The following is a 14,887-nucleotide window of genomic DNA, read 5'->3' as shown; positions in this document are numbered from 1 at the left end:
GGGCCGTGATGAGTACTGTCCACACTTCGTACCCGTACGCTTACGCAGCGTACGAGTTTCTGACCTGGGAGACCGCCCCGCACGGCGCCACATTGGCCCCATGACCCCCTCGCAGACCCGCCAAGAGCCGGTTACCGTACGTGTGTTCACCCAGCGCTTCAGCTCCACCCCGCGCGGCGCCCGCCTCGCCCGCCGGCTCGCGCTCCACCAGCTCGACCGCTGGGGCCTCGCCCACGGCACCGCCGTCTCCGACGCCGCCGCCCAGATCGTCGCCGAACTCGCCGCGAACGCCGTCACCCACGGCCGCGTCCCCGGCCGGGACTTCGAGCTGGCCCTCGCGTACGAGCCGGAGCGCCGGCTCCGCGTCGACGTCTCCGACACCCGCACCGAACGCCGCCCCGGCCTCTCCCCTTCGTCGCTCCTCTCGGAGGCCGGCCGCGGCCTCCTCCTCGTCGACGCGCTCGCCTCCCGCTGGGAGACCCTGGACCGCCTCCCCGTCGGCAAGACCGTCCGCGCGGAACTCGACCTCCGACGGGGTCCGGGCGGGCTAGTCTTGATCAAATGACGCGCAGTCACATAGCCCTGGTCTCGGCCCTGGTGGCCTGTTTCGCCCTCTCCGCCTGCTCGACGGACAAGGCCCCGCAGGCCCCGGCGCCGCCCTCGCACGCCGGGAAGCCGTCGGGTGGTGCGAGGGGTGGCGCGGGTGGTGCGACGGGCGAACCGCAGCCGTTCAAGGACGACTCCGACGTACCGCTGGCCAAGCAGCTCCGCCTGAGCGACTTCACCCTGGCGGTCCCGGACGCCGGGGACGTCGTCCCGGGCTACTACCCCGGCAGCCTGCACAAGAGCATGCCGGGCGAGGCCGACGACTGCGCCCCGTCGGACGGCCCCGCGTCGCCCGGCTGGCAGCGGTCCGTCCGCGGCGACTACGACTACCAGGGCTCGACCGTCTCGCGCGGGATCGACCTGGACGTGTGCCAGTTCGACACCGTCGCGCACGCGAAGGCGGCGTACGACCGGATGCCGGACAGGAGCGAGACGGCGCCGCCGGTCGAGGCGCCCACCCCGGTCGGCGAGGAGTCCCTCTTCCTCCAGCACACCGGATCGAGCGGCACGGTCTACGGATACACGCGGTCCGGCACCGTCGTCGCGCGGGTCGAGGTCGAGGACGCCTCCGGCGACGCCACCGACGCCCGCCACGTCCTCGCCGCCACGATCAAGCGCCTCCAGCAGGTCCAGGCGGGCCGGCCCCCGACGGCGACCGCGGTCGAGATCGCCGACCTCGACCGCGCTCGCCGGCGGTGACCTGAGCCGCCCGCGCCGCCTGAGCCGCCCGCGCCGCCCGCGCCGCCTGAGCCGCCTGAGCCGCCCGCGCCGCGCGCGCCGGCGGCGCGGCGGGGCATGAGCGCGGCCGGGTGCCACGGGCCGCCCCGCTCGCGGAGGCCGTGTCTCGTTGCCGGGCCGTCGCCCGTCCCGTTCGTGACGGATGCGTGCGTGCCGTACGAGTGGACCGGGGCGGTCCCGCGGTCCGTACGCTGCCCGAGCCGGCCCGCGCCCATCTGCGCGCGAGCGGCCGGCGCCGCCCCCTGCTGACGGACCCCTGGCGGGGAAGGCGTGCCGCGGCTTCCGTGCGGGCGGACACCTGGTGCCGCACCGGGCGGACCGGCGCGTCACCTTCGAGGAGTTCCTCGCGCGGCGGGGCCGGCAGGACGGGGCCGAGCCGGTGGGGCGGGGCCCGGCGGCCGTCAGCGGAACTCGTGGACGACCTCGATCGTGCCTACGATGTGGGCGTTGAACGCGTCGAGCTCCTCGGCCGGCACCCACAGCTCCAGGATGGTCTCGCCGCCCGCCTGTCGGACCGGATAGCGGGCCAGGAACGCGGTGTCGACCTCGAAGCGGGTCACGTAGCCGACGCCGCTGTGCGGCACGTTCCAGTCCCGCGCGATCCGGACCGCGTAGTCCTCGTTCAGGACCGGGTAGAAGATCGGCTGCTCGGGCAGCCGCGGCGGCCACGCCCGCCACTCCAGCTCGCGCACGAGCTCCAGCTCCTCGGGGCCCGTGGGGCGCCAGAGGGTGGTGGTCGCGGGGCGGCTGGTCATGGCTGCGCTCTCTCTCGTGCAGAGGGGGGAGCGGGGACGTTACCGGGGCGCCGGGGACGGGGCCACGGAGTTTCCCGCCCGGTCACCCAGCGGCGGGCTGGAGCAGGTCCCAGCGGTTGCCGTACAGGTCCTCGAAGACGGCGACCGAGCCGTACGGCTCGTGGCGCGGCTCCTCCAGGAACCGCACTCCTGCGGCGGTCATCCGGGCGTGGTCGCGGCCGAAGTCGTCCGTGTGGAGGAAGAACCCGACCCGACCGCCGGTCTGCGCGCCGACGGCCGCCGCCTCCGCCTCGTTCTTGGCCCGGGCGAGCAGCAGCCCGGTGCCCTGCCCGGCGCCCCGGGGCCGTACGACGACCCAGCGGCTGCCGTCACCGCGGTCGGTGTCCTCGACCAGCTCGAAGCCGAGGGCGCGGGTGTAGAAGTCGACGGCCTCGTCGTAGTCGCGCACGACGAGGGTGACGAGGGCGAGGATGGAGGAGGAGGTCATGGAGCCAACGTAATACGTATGACGACCGGCGTGCCAACCCGTCGTCGGGGAGGGCGGGCGGCGGGCGGGGGCGGTCAGCGCAGGTCGAGGCGCATCAGGACGCGGGGATGCCCCGCGAGCACCGACGTGGTGTCGGTGACGTGCACGAACCCGGCGCGCTCGAAGTTCTTCCGCAGCCCGGGATACGCCATGGTCAGGTCCACGCGTGCGTCGCCGTTGTCCAGCGGATACGCCTCGACGGCCGGGGCGCCGTGCGCGCGGGCGAACTCCACCGCGCCGGCGATCAGGGCGTGCGAGACGCCCTGCTTCCGGTGGCCGGGCCGGACGCGGACGCACCACAGCGACCACACGGGCAGGTCGTCGACGTGCGGGATCTTCCGGTTGCGCGCGAACGTCGTCTCCGCGCGCGGCGCGACGGCGGCCCAGCCGACCGGCTCGTCGCCGTCGTACGCGAGCACTCCCGGCGGGGTCCCGGCCCGGCACAACTCGGCGACGTAGGCGCCCCGGGCTGGGCCGACCAGCTCCCTGTTCTCCTTGGAGGGGATCCGGTAGCTCAGGCACCAGCAGACGTTGGCCGTGGGGGACTTCGGGCCGATGACGGCACGGACGTCCTCGAAGGCCGAGGCCGGGCGGACTTCGATGGTCATGACACCACGATGGCACGGAGCGCGTGGGGACGGAGGGCGAGGGGGGTGAGAGGGGTGCCGGGGACGGGAGGGGTACGAGGGGCGCCTGGGCCCACGAGGTCACCTGAGATGCCGGGGCACCGCTGGTGCCACAGGCACGACAGACTTTTCCATGCCGATGTCAACCGCAGTGGGTGCTGACCAAACGGGGTTACGCATCTGGTGCAACGCTCACCGCGATGGCTCGTCCACGAAGGTGAACCGCCAGGATCTCCATCTCGACGAGCGTGCCGATGAGACCGGTCCCGGCAAGTTCCGCGGCCTGCGCGCGTGCTTCCCCCACGGACAGCTCTCGCGCACTCCGGAGGGCTCGCAGCACGGGAACGAGGCTCGACACGTCTCCAGACAGGCGAAGCCTCGCGGGCCCATGCGCTTTCAGCAGTGCTTGCCGAATGTGCTCGGGCGTGACGGGACCGCTGTCCTGCTCGCACCACCCATGAGGGCAGTCCGCGCACCGTCCTTCGGTGCCCCAGCGAAGCATGCCACGGTCGAAGAACTGACCGATGTCGCAGGTCGTGATCCCTCCGCAGGCACTGCAGCGGCCTGTGACCCGTACTCCTTGCGTGATCACAGGCGGCTCCTCGGCGTCATTGGTCCATGCTGACGGGATCCTGCCCTGAGAAGTGGGCTCACGTCGATCAGGTTTGCGATCGGCGAGCAGCTCTATGGGGCTGTCGCCGCTGGTGGCGGGAGTTCGTAGTGCCGCTGGTCTCGGAGAAGTGCCCACCGTACGTCGACTCGCCGAGTACCGAAGTGATTCCGACACCAGGTGATGCTTCGCATGGCTGCCAAGGGCTGTCCCGTAACCGTTGGTCACGGGTGGGATGAGACCGAGCAGCCCGGTTGGCATCTGCGTACTCGGATCGGCAGCCGTACGCATTCCAGTCGGCACGGGGGCTCCTGCACGCTGCACTGGGTAATTTGCAGGCATCCCGTCCGGCGTTCCTCCTATCCTGTCCGCTGCCGTCCATGCCGGGACGGGCTCGACGAAGGGGCGGCGGAGTGCCGGACGTGTACAAGATCATGCTGGATGCCGAGTTGAGTAAGGCGTTCGACGTGTGGTCCGGCTATCTGAACGCCCGGATCGGCGAGGATCCCCAGGTCCGTGCGCGACTGCGCTCCACGTTGGAGTCGGCCCGCGAGGCAGCGGCCGAGGGCGATCTGGCGTCTGCACGCGCCTTGGTGACGGAGATGTACGACGACGCCCGAGAGGCCGGCCTTCGCTGGGCTCCCGTGCAGCCCGGACCCTGCATGGCGGACCGGCAGGCGCGCGACTACGCCAAGGACGGACTGCGGCAGGTGCTTCCTGTGCAGCTGCGTGAGGATCTCGAGAGCATCGCGCTCTTCCTGCGCGTCACGGGCCGCCGCCTCCAGACCGCCCCCGGCCTCGACGCCGCCACGCGCCAGGACATCCTCTACATCTCGGCCCGCGCCGAGATGGCTCTTGATCTCGCCCACCCGACGGCAGCGCGACGGGAGCTCGAACGCCTCAAGGTAATTGCGCGACGCTGCAACGTGGCGGCCTGAGAGCCGAGCAGCCCGGTTGGCGCGATGCCCACTCGGATGCCCAGTCACATGGGACGATCTCGGTGTCGCTGGTGTGATCACGGCGTCGGATTCATCCCGGATGGCCCCGTTCAGCGGGCTGCGCCCTCGCAACTTCGGCAAGCTGGTGACCGTCCTGCGGCGGGCAGGCGGGGATGGAGTCCGCTCGCGGCGGAGGTCACCCCAGGCGCCTGGGCACCGCTGGTGCCGTAAGGGCCACGGACATCACCCGCATCACTGGCATCATCCGCGCCCCCTCCCGGCCTCCTGGTGGGAGAATGCCCCGCATGGACGCGCGGGACATGGAAGGACTCACCCGGCGGGCCCGCGAGCTCGCCGGTGACGGGCGGCGGCGGGTGCTCGGGATCACCGGGCCGCCCGGAGCCGGCAAGTCCACGCTCGCCGGACGGCTCGCCGACCGGCTCGACGGGCTCGCCGTCCTCGTCCCCATGGACGGCTTCCACCTCGCCCGAGCCGAGCTGGAACGGCTCGGCCGCGCCGGACGCAAGGGCGCGCCCGACACCTTCGACGCGGCCGGGTACGCCGCCCTGCTCACCCGCCTCCGCGCCCCCGAACCCGGCGTCACCGTCTACGCCCCCGCCTTCGACCGCGCCCTGGAGGAACCCGTCGCCGGAGCGGTACCCGTGGAGCCCGAGGTCCCGCTGGTGATCACCGAGGGGAACTACCTGCTCCACGACGAGGGCCCCTGGGCCGCCGTACGCCCGCTGCTCGACGAGGTCTGGTACCTGGACCTGGACGACCGGTGCCGGGTGCCCCGGCTCGTCGCCCGGCACGTCGCCTTCGGCAAGGAGCCCGCGCACGCCGAACGCTGGGTCGCCGAGTCGGACGAGGCCAACGCCCGCCTGGTGGCGCGCGGCAGGGACCGCGCGGACCTCGTCGTACGGATGACCTGAGCCCGCGCCCGACTCCGTGCCGCGGCCGCTCCCCGGTCGGTAGCGTGGCGCCATGACCCACGCGCCGGCGCTCCTCGTCATCGACATGCAGAACGCCCTCGCCGACCTCGCCCACCGGGCCGGCGACACCATCGCCGTCATCGCCGCCCTCCGGGCCCGCGCCCGGACCGCCGGGGTCCCCGTCGTCACCGTCCAGCACCACGGCGGCGGCCTGGCACCCGGCACCGACGGCTGGCGGATCGTGCCCGAACTCGCCCCGGCGGACGGCGAGCCGGTCATCGCCAAGACCAGCGCCGACAGCTTCCTCGACACCGACCTGGACTCCACCCTCCGGGCCCTCGGCACGACCGAGCTCGTCGTCACCGGTTTCGCCACCGAGATCTGCGTCGACACCACCGCCCGTCAGGCGCTCAGCCACCGCTACGACCTCGTGCTCGTCGCCGACGGCCACACCACCTCCGTACGGGACGCCACCGGGCCGTACGCGGCACCCGACGCGTCCGTCGCCCACCACAACGAGATCTTCCGCCACCTCGACTTCCCGGGACGGTCGATCCGCGTACTGCCCGGCGCGGAGGTGGACTTCAGCCCACCGGGACCGGCGTCTTGGTGACCGCGCCCCGGGCGGGCGCCGCCGCCCGCTCGGCGGCGGCCCGCGCGAAGGCCCGGACCACCGGGTGCGGCCGGGTGCCGTCGCCCGCCAGTTCCGGCTGGAAGAGCGTGGCCATGAAGAACGGGTGGCCGGGCAGTTCCAGGATCCGCACCTGCCCGTCCTCGTCCTCGCCCGTGAACCGCATCCCGTGCGCCCGCAGGGTGTCCAGGTGGCGGCTGTCGGGACCGTAGTTGCAGTGGTAGCGCTCGGTCGTCCGCTCGGCGCCGAGGACGGAGGCCGCGAGCGAGCCGGGGGTCACGCGCACGGCCCCCTCGTGGCCGACGAGCGAGCAGGCGAGCGGGGCGACGAGGAGATCGCCGGCGTCGGCCGCCGGGTCGTTCTCGGCGTGCGCGGCCCGGGTCAGACCGCACACGCCCCGGGCGTACTCGATGAGGGCGTGCTGGAAGCCCGCGCAGGTGCCGAGGAAGGGGACGCCCTCCTCGCGGGCCGTACGGACGGCGGCGAGCGCCCCCGCCTCGCTCGCGTACGGGCTGCCGGGGATCAGCCACACCGCGTCGAACCCCCGCACCGCGCCCGGATCCCGCGCGTCGCCGCTCGGGATCCAGTACGCGTCGAGGACGAGCCCGTCGCGCTCACCGAGCGCGTCCAGCAGCCGGGGGATGCGGACGTGGGACTTCACGTGCGGGGACCGGTCGCCGACCAGGGCGATGCGGGGGACGCGGGGAACGGGGGGAGTGCCGTCGGGGGCGGGGATGCGTGTGTTCATGGGCACCATCCTTGGCGCGCCCGCCCGTTCACGTCCAACGATGAAGACTGCACCCGTCATCAGGAACGCTTATGCCGCCCGGGGATAGGGTGCCGCCATGACCACCAGCGACATCGAGGACTGGGAGCGGCGCCTCGCCGCCCTGTGGGACGAGCTCGACACGTACGAGGACCCCGCCGCGTTCCGCGCCCGGGTCGCGGAGCTCGCGGGGGAGCGTCCCGCCGACGACCCCGTCGGCCTCTTCGAGCAGGGCGCCGCCCACGACTCCACCGGGCAGCCGGAAGAGGCCGTACGGTTCTACCAGCGGGCCCTCGACGGAGGACTCACCGGACTGCGCCGCCGCCGGGCCGTCATCCAGCTCGCCAGCAGCCTGCGCAACCTCGGCCGCCCCGACCGGAGCGTCGAACTCCTCACCGAGGAAAGGGCCGTTCCCGCCGACCGGCTCGACGCCGAGGAGGCCGCGCTCTCCGCAGCGGTCGACGCCTTCCTCGCCCTCGCCCTCGCCGACACCGGCCGCGACCGCGAGGCCGCCTCCCTCGCCCTGGGCGCCCTCGCCCCCCTGCTGCCCCGCTACAACCGCTCCCTCGCCCACTACGCGAAGGACCTGCTGGCCGGCCCGGACGGCTCCTGAGGACCGGCCGGACGGCAGCGTGTCGGACAGCGGCCCGCCCGGGGTAGCCCGTCGCCTCGGCCCGCCCCGGTTCAGCCCGTCGCTTCGGCCTGCCGCTTCGGCCCGTCGCCTCGGCCCGCCCCGGTTAAGCCCGCCGCTTCGGCCCGCCAAGGCTCAGCCCGCTGCTTCAGCCCGACCGAAAGCAGTCCGCACCCCGCACATGGACCCGCACCTCCTCCGTACGTACGTCACCGTGGCCCGGCTCGCCTCCTTCTCGGAGGCGGCCCGCGTCCTCGGCTACACCCAGTCCGCCGTCTCCCAGCACATCGCCGCCCTGGAGGGCGACCTCGGCCTGCCGCTGCTCACCCGCAGGCCCGTCGCCCCCACCCCGGCGGGGGAGCGGCTGCTGGAACACGCGGGCTCGCTGCTGCTGCGGCTCGACGCGGCACGCGCGGACCTCGCCCGGTTCGCCGCCGCGCCCCGCGAGACGCTGACCCTCGTCGCCTCCCCGCTCGCCCTCCCACCCCGTACGCTCGCCGCCCTGCCCGCCTCCGGGGTCACGCTGCGGACCCTGCCGCGCGACGAGGTACCGGCCGCCGTCGCCACCGGAGCCGCCGACCTGGGGTTCGTCGACGGTGCCGTCGCGCCCAGCGACCCGCTCCGGCTCCCCGACGTCGCGCCGCTCACCGCCCGCAAGGTCGCCGAGGAACCCCTCGCGGTCGTCCTGCCCGCAGGCCACCCGCTCGCCGGACGCGCCGGGCTGGACCTCGCCGACCTCGTCGACGCCCGCTGGCTGGACGCCCCCGACGCGGGCATCCCGCTCGACCGGCTGCGCGCCGCGCACGGCGGCCCGGCAGGGCACGGGTTCCGGGCCGCGCTGCGCTTCGAGGGCACCGAGCCCCGTACCGTCGCCGCCCTCGCCGCCGCGGGCCACGGCCTCGCGCTGCTGCCCCTCTCCGCCGCGCACGGGACCCCCGGCGCGGCCCTGGTCCCGCTCGCCGCGCCACGCCTGGTCCACCGGGTCGAAACGCTCCACGCGGGTGGCGAACCCGTCGGCCCGGCCGTCGAGTTGGTCCGCCGGCTCACCACCCGCCCGGGCGGTGGTCGCTAGGCTGGCGGGGAAGGCGGAGAGAACGGCGACGGCGAGGAAGGGCGGGGTGACGTGGGGTGGTTGCGACGAGGGCCCAGGCGGGACGGCGAGGACGCGCCGCGGGACCCCGAGTTCTCCTTCTTCTCCGAGCGCGAGGCCGCCCTCTTCCGCGGCCGCGTCCGCACGGCCTTCGCGGAACAGGGCCTTGAGGTCACCGTCTACGCCGACTCCGTCGTCGACGACGCCGGCCGCCGCTTCGGCCTCGGCAACCTCGCCGCGGTCTGCCACCAGGACCCGCGCGGCACCCGGATCTGGCCCCAGCTGATCGCCCGGCACGTCCGGCTCGTGGTCCGGGCGCTCGACGGGCCCTCCGCCCTCGACACCCTGCCGCCCGAGCAGATCCGCGCGCAGCTCTACCCGCGGGTCGTGAGCGGCGAGGGCATCGACCCCGGCACCTTCGGGTACGCGCGGGCGGTCGCCCCGGGACTGTACGAGGTGCTCGCCCTCGACCTGCCGGAAAGCGTCATGACCCTCACCGACGAGGCCCTGGAACGCCTCGGCGATCCGGCCCGGCTGCGCGAGCGGGCCCTGAACAACCTGCGCGGTCTGCCGGTCGAGGGGCACGAGACGGTCAAGGACGCCGACGGCATGCGCTTCGAGGTCATCCTCGGCGACTCCTTCTACACCGCGAGCCGCGTCCTGGACCTGGACGCCGTCGTCCGCCGGGTCACCGGGCGCCCGCTCGGCGAGGACGGCGCGCTTGTCGCCCTGCCGTTCCGGCACCAGCTCGCCTTCCACCCCATCCGGGACACCACCATCGTGCCCGCGCTGGGCGCGATGGCCTCCTTCGCCGCGTCGGGCTACGAGGACACGCCGGGCGCCATCAGCCCGTACGTTTTCTGGTGGCGGGCGGGCACGCTCACCCAGCTCAGCGAGCACGACGAGGAGGACGGCAGGCTGCGGATCGTGGTGGGGGAGGAGTTCCAGGAGCTCCTGGAACGGCTCATCGTGCGGAACCCCGAAGCGTCCTGAGCCGGTCGGGATTCCCGGTCGCGGCGGCCCGGACCGCCCGGCAGGATGCTGTACGTCGAGGAGGAGATCCCATGCCCGAGAGCCCCGCCCCCGCCCCCGCCCCCTTCACGGCCGACGACTACGGGGCCCGGCTGGCCCGCGCCGCCGACGCCGCCGCGCAGGCCGGTCTCGCCGGGATCCTCGTCGCCCCCGGCCCGGACCTGGTCTACCTCACCGGCTACCAGCCCACCGCGGTCACCGAGCGGCTCACCGTGCTCGTCGTCGCCCCCGGGCAGGACCCGGTCCTCGTGGTCCCCGCCCTGGAGGCCCCGGACGCCGAGAAGGCGCCGGGCGCCGCGGCGCTGACCCTGCGCGACTGGACCGACGGCAAGGACCCGTACGCCGTCACCGCGCCGCTGCTCGACGTCGACGGCCGCTTCGGCGTCAGCGACAACGCCTGGGCCATGCACCTGCTCGGCCTCCAGCGCTCCCTGCCGGGCACCTCGTACGTGTCGCTCACCGAGGCGCTGCCGATGCTGCGGGCCGTCAAGGACGAGCACGAGCTGGCCCGGATCGCCGCGGCGGGCGCCGCCGCCGACCGGGCGTACGAGGAGATCCTCCGCGTCCGCTTCGCGGGCCGCAAGGAGACCGACGTCGCCGCGGACCTGGCCCGCCTGCTCCTGGAACACGGCCACTCCCAGGTCGACTTCACCGTCGTCGGCTCGGGCCCCAACGGCGCGAACCCCCACCACGAGGCCGGCGACCGGGTCATCCGGCCCGGCGACATGGTCGTCCTCGACTTCGGCGGCCTCAAGCACGGCTACGGCTCCGACACCACCCGCACGGTCCACGTCGGCGAAGCCACGGCCGAGGAACGCCTCGTCCACGACATCGTCCGGGCGGCCCAGCAGGCCGGCTTCGAGGCGGTCCGCCCCGGCGCCGCCTGCCAGGACGTCGACCGCGCGGCCCGCGCGGTCATCACGGACGCGGGCTACGGCGAGTACTTCATCCACCGCACGGGCCACGGCATCGGCGTCACCACCCACGAACCCCCGTACATGATCGAGGGCGAGGAACGTCCCATCGTCCCCGGCATGTGCTTCTCCGTCGAACCGGGCATCTACCTCCCCGGCCGCTTCGGCGTCCGCATCGAGGACATCGTCACCCTGACCGACCAGGGCACGGGCCACCGCTTCAACGACACCCCGCACGAGATGGCGATCGTGGAGTGACCTCCACGGCCCGGGGCCGAGCAGGGAGCGGTGTCAGACGGTCCGGACCGACCCACCGCCCCGTCCCCGACGTCACCATCATCGGCTTCGCGGAACGCCGCGCCGAGGCCCTCTACCGCCTGGACCAGGAAAAGTTCCGGCACCCTCCCCGTGGTCGACCTGACGGGCACCGAGACCTTCGTCCCCAGTCGGAGGCCGGTGCTCAGCCGTCCGTCAGGACCACCGCCGACTCCGCGGCAAGGTGCAGGAGGCCGTCCGGGCCCGGGGGGTCGGTGGGGGTCCAGGTGGCGAGGATGCGGTCGTGGCCGTTGGAGCCGAGGGGGACGGCCGCGGGTTCCTTGCCGAGGTTGACGGCGACGCGGATGTCACCGCGGCGGAAGACCAGCCAGCGGGCGTCCTCGTCGTAGGCGACCTTCACGCCCGCGAGGTCGGGGTCGGTCAGGTCGGGCTGGGCGCGGCGCAGGGCGATGAGTTCGCGGTGCCAGGCGAGCAGGCGCTTGTGGGGGTCGCGTTCGCGCTCCGTGCGGTCCAGGACCGAGCGGTCACGGGTGGCCGGTTCCTGGGGGTCGGGGATGTCCTCCTCGGCCCAGCCGTGGGCCGCGAACTCCCGGCGGCGGCCGCGCCGTACGGCCTCGGCGAGCTCCGGGTCGGTGTGGTCCGTGAAGTACATCCAGGGCGTGCCCGCGCCCCACTCCTCGCCCATGAAGAGCATCGGCACCGAAGGGCCGGTCAGCACCAGCGCCGCCGCGCAGGCGAGCAGGCCGGGGGAGAGGGTGGCCGAGAGGCGGTCCCCGGTGGCCCGGTTGCCGATCTGGTCGTGGGTCTGCGCGTAACCGAGGAAGCGGTGCGCGGGCGTGCGCTCGCGGTCGACCGGGCGGCCGTGGTGGCGGCCCCGGAAGGAGGAGTAGGTGCCGTCGTGGAAGAACACCCGGGTGAGGGTCTTGGCGAGCGCGGCCATCGGGGCGCGCGCGAAGTCGGCGTAGTAGCCCTGGGCCTCGCCGGTCAGGGCGGTGTGCAGGGCGTGATGGAAGTCGTCGTTCCACTGGGCGTGGATGCCGAGGCCGCCGGCCGTGCGCGGCGTGGTGGTGCGGGGGTCGCCCTGGTCGGACTCGGCGATGAGGAAGTGCTGCCGGCCCTGCTCCTTCGCCAGCTCGTCCACGGCCGCCGACAGCTCCTCCAGGAAGGTCAGGGCGCGGGTGTCGGCGAGCGCGTGCACCGCGTCCAGGCGCAGGCCGTCGACGCGGTAGTCCCGCAGCCAGGCCAGCGCGCTGCCCAGGAAGTACGCGCGCACCTCGTCCGAGCCGGGCGCGTCCAGGTTCACGGCGGCGCCCCACGGCGTGTGGTGGGTGTCGGTGAAGTACGGGCCGAAGGCCGGCAGGTGGTTCCCGGACGGGCCGAGGTGGTTGTGCACCACGTCCAGGACCACACCGAGCCCCAGCCCGTGCGCGGTGTCCACGAACCGCTTGAGCGCCTCCGGGCCGCCGTACGGCTCGTGCACCGCCCACGGCGCGACCCCGTCGTACCCCCAGCCGTGCACCCCGGGGAACGGGCACAGCGGCATCAGCTCCACATGGGTGATGCCGAGGCCCGCGAGCTCCCCGAGGCGCTCCGCCGCCGCGTCGAGCGTGCCCTCGGGGGTGAAGGTGCCGACGTGCAGCTCGTACAGGACGGCACTGCGCAGCCGTAGCCGCGGGGTGTCGTTCCGCCAGGCGTACGTGTCGTGGTCGACGACCGCGGCGAGACCGTCCGGGCCGTCCGGGAGGCGGCGGGCCCGCGGGTCGGGCAGCAGCGGCCCGTCGTCCAGGGCGAAGCCGTAGCGGTCGCCGTCGGCCGCGGGTGCGGTCCCGGTCCACCAGCCGGGGCGTTCGGCGTCCCGCTCCAGCGGGTGACGCTCGCCGTTGAGTTCCAGCGTCACCCGGTCACGGGCGTGCGGCGCCCACACTTCGAACAGCACGCGACGGTCCCCTCGTCGATGGCGCGCGGATGAGTGGATCCCTTCCCTCGGATAAGGGTTCCACCTATCGGATCCCCTATCCGGGATCCGATATCCGCACACCTGGATCCACGGCTACGGGACCATCCTGGCAGTCAGTCGCCCGACGTGCCCGGCGCGTCCCAGACGAAGTTGATCGCGCGCCCGAAGGTGACGTAACCGGCCCGGGCGAAGGACTGCGCCATCGGCACGTTGCCGACGTCGGTCGCCGCCCGGATCCGCGGCACGTCCTGGGCGGCGAGGACACGGGTGCCCTCCGCCAGGATGTCGTCGATGTGGCCCCGGCCGCGGTGCGCGGGCAGCACACCGATGTACGCGATGATCGCGTGGTAGTTGTTCCGCGCCGGGACGACGAAGCCGACCGGCTCACCGGTGCCGGGCAGCTCCGCGATCCGCCACCAGTCGCGGGGCGTGGTGTAGTGCGCGAGCTCCTCGTCGTAGTGCAGCTCGGCCGCCTCGCGCGGGGAGAGGCCCGACGCCAGGTCGGCCCGGCCGTGGGCGTCGAGGGTGCCCTCCATCACCGGAGTCATCAGCGCGAGGAGGTCCTCGCGGTCCCTCACCGGACGGAAGACCAGGCGGTCGCCCGGCGCCGGCACGGGCGTGCCCGGCCGCCACTCCAGGCGCAGCCGCTCCACCAGCGGGCGCGCGCCCGAGGCCGCGAGGACCCCGAACAGCGTCTCCAGCCGCGCCCGGGTCTCCGGCACCTCGTGCCAGTCCGCCGGCATGAACCGCCCGAACTCCGGCCGGGGCCCGTCGCCGAGGACGGCGGCGGTCGCCGTCTCCAGCAGGCGGCGGCCGATCTCGGCGGCCTCCTCGGCGGGCAGTTCCGGATCGAGGTCCAAGACGTCCAGGGCCTGCGGCTCGGTCCCGGGCCGTCCGGTCCACCAGCCGATGCGGCCGACGAGCCGGTCTCCGCGCAGCGCCACCCACATCCAGTCCGGGACGCGGCGGCCGGTGGCGAGGTCGTCGGCGAGCTCGTCGTCGAGCACGTAGTCGAGGCGGTTGAAGAGGTCGAGCTCCTGCGGTCCGGACAGCGGCCGGACGACGAGCGGCGCAGGGTCATGCGTCATGTAAGGGTTCCCCCAGGTAGTCGAACAGGCGGCCGACCGTAGCAGTGATCGCCGCCAGAAGCGCGGGAGTTGTGGGGCGGGCCGAGGGGCTGTCGGGGACCCTTCTGGACACTCGCGGCCCTTCCGGCCGACAATCCTGGATGTGACGACCCCATTCGAGCTCCCGGCGGGCCCGCCGGACGCCCCTCGGCTGACCGACGCCGAACGGGAACGCGCGCTCGCGGTGCTGCGCGAGGGCGCCGCGCAGGGGCGTCTGTCGCACGACACGTTCCTCTTCCGGATGGAGCGGGTGCTGGTCGCCCGCCGCCCCGACGAACTCGCGCTGCTCACCGCCGATCTCACGACCGAGTCCACCTGGACCCGCCGGGTGGTGGGGGCCGTCGAGAAGATGTCCGCGTTCACGGCGAAGCTGGGCCGCGCCTGGCAGGCCGAGCGGCTGCCGAAGCTGCTCCTTCCGCAGCCGGGGCCGCACCCGCTGCGCATCGGGCGCGACCCGGTGAACGGCCTGAGGCTCAGTCACGAGACGGTCTCCCGGCTGCACGCCGAACTCTTCCAGCAGGGCGGCATGTGGGTGCTGCGGGACCTCGGGTCCACCAACGGCACGACGGTCAACGGGCGCCGGGTGACCGGCGCGGTGGTGGTCCGGGCCGGGGACGCGGTGGGCTTCGGCCAGATGGCGTTCCGGCTGTCTCTGAACTGACGGCCCGGGGCGGGGCGGCTCGGAGCGGGGCGGCCCGGGGTGGGATGGGGAGGCATGGAGTCGGCCCCGTA

Annotated in this window: 16 protein-coding genes and 1 pseudogene; 11 read left to right on the top strand and 6 right to left on the bottom strand. The window is 74.0% G+C overall.

Annotated features, from left to right (window positions below; genetic code table 11):
• Positions 1 to 100: 100 nt before the first annotated feature.
• Positions 101 to 565 carry an ATP-binding protein gene (locus ABD954_RS07250; protein ID WP_345484959.1) on the top strand — a complete coding sequence of 155 codons (465 nt, stop codon included), beginning with the start codon at positions 101 to 103 and terminating at the stop codon, positions 563 to 565.
• Positions 562 to 1,305, top strand: a complete 744-nt coding sequence (locus ABD954_RS07245) for a hypothetical protein (protein WP_345484958.1) — start codon at positions 562 to 564, stop codon at positions 1,303 to 1,305. The genes ABD954_RS07250 and ABD954_RS07245 overlap by 4 nt, the downstream gene beginning before the upstream one ends.
• A 440-nt stretch (positions 1,306 to 1,745) precedes the next feature.
• On the opposite strand, the gene ABD954_RS07240 is transcribed toward ABD954_RS07245, so the two are convergent.
• The 3 genes from ABD954_RS07240 to ABD954_RS07230 all read right to left on the bottom strand — a co-directional run bounded on the left by ABD954_RS07240 (position 1,746) and on the right by ABD954_RS07230 (position 3,233).
• Positions 1,746 to 2,099: a hypothetical protein gene (locus tag ABD954_RS07240; RefSeq protein WP_345484957.1), complete on the bottom strand. Its 354-nt coding sequence runs from the start codon at positions 2,097 to 2,099 to the stop codon at positions 1,746 to 1,748.
• 82 nt (positions 2,100 to 2,181) lie between these two features.
• A complete protein-coding gene (locus ABD954_RS07235; RefSeq protein ID WP_345484956.1) occupies positions 2,182 to 2,586 on the bottom strand; it encodes a VOC family protein in 405 nt (134 codons plus the stop codon).
• A 74-nt stretch (positions 2,587 to 2,660) separates the two neighbouring features.
• Positions 2,661 to 3,233, bottom strand: coding sequence for a GNAT family N-acetyltransferase (locus tag ABD954_RS07230; protein WP_345484955.1), 573 nt, complete (start codon positions 3,231 to 3,233; stop codon positions 2,661 to 2,663).
• Positions 3,234 to 4,283: 1,050 nt separating this feature from the next.
• Here ABD954_RS07230 and ABD954_RS07225 point away from each other — a divergent pair.
• The 4 genes and pseudogenes from ABD954_RS07225 (at position 4,284) to ABD954_RS07210 (ending at position 6,344) form a co-directional block, all read left to right on the top strand.
• Positions 4,284 to 4,799: a hypothetical protein gene (locus ABD954_RS07225; RefSeq protein WP_345484954.1), complete on the top strand. Its 516-nt coding sequence runs from the start codon at positions 4,284 to 4,286 to the stop codon at positions 4,797 to 4,799.
• 100 nt (positions 4,800 to 4,899) lie between these two features.
• Positions 4,900 to 4,992, top strand: a pseudogene (locus ABD954_RS07220) (IS5/IS1182 family transposase); the annotation flags it as partial.
• Positions 4,993 to 5,095: 103 nt separating this feature from the next.
• On the top strand, positions 5,096 to 5,731 hold the full coding sequence (locus ABD954_RS07215; protein ID WP_345484953.1) for a nucleoside/nucleotide kinase family protein: 636 nt from the start codon (positions 5,096 to 5,098) through the stop codon (positions 5,729 to 5,731).
• Between the two features lie 52 nt (positions 5,732 to 5,783).
• Positions 5,784 to 6,344, top strand: a complete 561-nt coding sequence (locus tag ABD954_RS07210; RefSeq protein WP_345484952.1) for an isochorismatase family protein — start codon at positions 5,784 to 5,786, stop codon at positions 6,342 to 6,344.
• On the opposite strand, the gene ABD954_RS07205 is transcribed toward ABD954_RS07210, so the two are convergent.
• Positions 6,316 to 7,110: a CTP synthase C-terminal region-related (seleno)protein gene (locus ABD954_RS07205; RefSeq protein ID WP_345484951.1), complete on the bottom strand. Its 795-nt coding sequence runs from the start codon at positions 7,108 to 7,110 to the stop codon at positions 6,316 to 6,318. The genes ABD954_RS07210 and ABD954_RS07205 overlap by 29 nt on opposite strands.
• A 97-nt stretch (positions 7,111 to 7,207) precedes the next feature.
• Between ABD954_RS07205 and ABD954_RS07200 the strand changes: the two genes are divergently transcribed.
• The 4 genes from ABD954_RS07200 (at position 7,208) to ABD954_RS07185 (ending at position 11,053) form a co-directional block, all read left to right on the top strand.
• Positions 7,208 to 7,741, top strand: a complete 534-nt coding sequence (locus ABD954_RS07200; RefSeq protein ID WP_345484950.1) for a tetratricopeptide repeat protein — start codon at positions 7,208 to 7,210, stop codon at positions 7,739 to 7,741.
• Positions 7,742 to 7,940: 199 nt separating this feature from the next.
• Entirely contained in the window at positions 7,941 to 8,831 is an 891-nt protein-coding gene (locus tag ABD954_RS07195; protein WP_345484949.1) for a LysR family transcriptional regulator, read from the top strand.
• Positions 8,832 to 8,882: 51 nt separating this feature from the next.
• Positions 8,883 to 9,842, top strand: a complete 960-nt coding sequence (locus ABD954_RS07190) for a DUF1444 domain-containing protein (protein ID WP_345484948.1) — start codon at positions 8,883 to 8,885, stop codon at positions 9,840 to 9,842.
• Between the two features lie 71 nt (positions 9,843 to 9,913).
• Complete coding sequence (locus ABD954_RS07185; RefSeq protein WP_345484947.1) at positions 9,914 to 11,053, top strand: aminopeptidase P family protein; 1,140 nt, start codon at positions 9,914 to 9,916, stop codon at positions 11,051 to 11,053.
• 202 nt (positions 11,054 to 11,255) lie between these two features.
• Here ABD954_RS07185 and treZ read toward each other — a convergent pair whose 3' ends face one another.
• On the bottom strand, positions 11,256 to 13,007 hold the full coding sequence (treZ, locus tag ABD954_RS07180) for a malto-oligosyltrehalose trehalohydrolase (RefSeq protein WP_345484946.1): 1,752 nt from the start codon (positions 13,005 to 13,007) through the stop codon (positions 11,256 to 11,258).
• Between the two features lie 134 nt (positions 13,008 to 13,141).
• A complete protein-coding gene (locus ABD954_RS07175; protein WP_345484945.1) occupies positions 13,142 to 14,116 on the bottom strand; it encodes a GNAT family N-acetyltransferase in 975 nt (324 codons plus the stop codon).
• Between the two features lie 142 nt (positions 14,117 to 14,258).
• Here ABD954_RS07175 and ABD954_RS07170 point away from each other — a divergent pair, with 142 nt between their 5' ends.
• Complete coding sequence (locus ABD954_RS07170; RefSeq protein ID WP_345484944.1) at positions 14,259 to 14,816, top strand: FHA domain-containing protein; 558 nt, start codon at positions 14,259 to 14,261, stop codon at positions 14,814 to 14,816.
• Positions 14,817 to 14,887 lie beyond the last annotated feature (71 nt).

The sequence above is a fragment of the Streptomyces roseoviridis genome (assembly GCF_039535235.1).
Taxonomy (GTDB): domain Bacteria; phylum Actinomycetota; class Actinomycetes; order Streptomycetales; family Streptomycetaceae; genus Streptomyces; species Streptomyces roseoviridis.
Note: the sequence above shows the minus strand (reverse complement) of the source record. Positions and strands in the feature narration are given on the sequence as shown.

Excerpts from the sequence above, each read along its gene's own strand:
- ABD954_RS07175 (WP_345484945.1), bottom strand. The coding sequence starts at position 14,116 with ATGACGCATGACCCTGCGCCGCTCGTCGTCCGGCCGCTGTCCGGACCG.
- ABD954_RS07250 (WP_345484959.1), top strand. The coding sequence starts at position 101 with ATGACCCCCTCGCAGACCCGCCAAGAGCCGGTTACCGTACGTGTGTTC.
- ABD954_RS07215 (WP_345484953.1), top strand. The coding sequence starts at position 5,096 with ATGCCCCGCATGGACGCGCGGGACATGGAAGGACTCACCCGGCGGGCC.
- ABD954_RS07200 (WP_345484950.1), top strand. The coding sequence starts at position 7,208 with ATGACCACCAGCGACATCGAGGACTGGGAGCGGCGCCTCGCCGCCCTG.
- ABD954_RS07245 (WP_345484958.1), top strand. The coding sequence starts at position 562 with ATGACGCGCAGTCACATAGCCCTGGTCTCGGCCCTGGTGGCCTGTTTC.
- ABD954_RS07185 (WP_345484947.1), top strand. The coding sequence starts at position 9,914 with ATGCCCGAGAGCCCCGCCCCCGCCCCCGCCCCCTTCACGGCCGACGAC.
- ABD954_RS07195 (WP_345484949.1), top strand. The coding sequence starts at position 7,941 with ATGGACCCGCACCTCCTCCGTACGTACGTCACCGTGGCCCGGCTCGCC.
- ABD954_RS07235 (WP_345484956.1), bottom strand. The coding sequence starts at position 2,586 with ATGACCTCCTCCTCCATCCTCGCCCTCGTCACCCTCGTCGTGCGCGAC.
- ABD954_RS07205 (WP_345484951.1), bottom strand. The coding sequence starts at position 7,110 with ATGAACACACGCATCCCCGCCCCCGACGGCACTCCCCCCGTTCCCCGC.
- ABD954_RS07210 (WP_345484952.1), top strand. The coding sequence starts at position 5,784 with ATGACCCACGCGCCGGCGCTCCTCGTCATCGACATGCAGAACGCCCTC.
- ABD954_RS07230 (WP_345484955.1), bottom strand. The coding sequence starts at position 3,233 with ATGACCATCGAAGTCCGCCCGGCCTCGGCCTTCGAGGACGTCCGTGCC.
- ABD954_RS07240 (WP_345484957.1), bottom strand. The coding sequence starts at position 2,099 with ATGACCAGCCGCCCCGCGACCACCACCCTCTGGCGCCCCACGGGCCCC.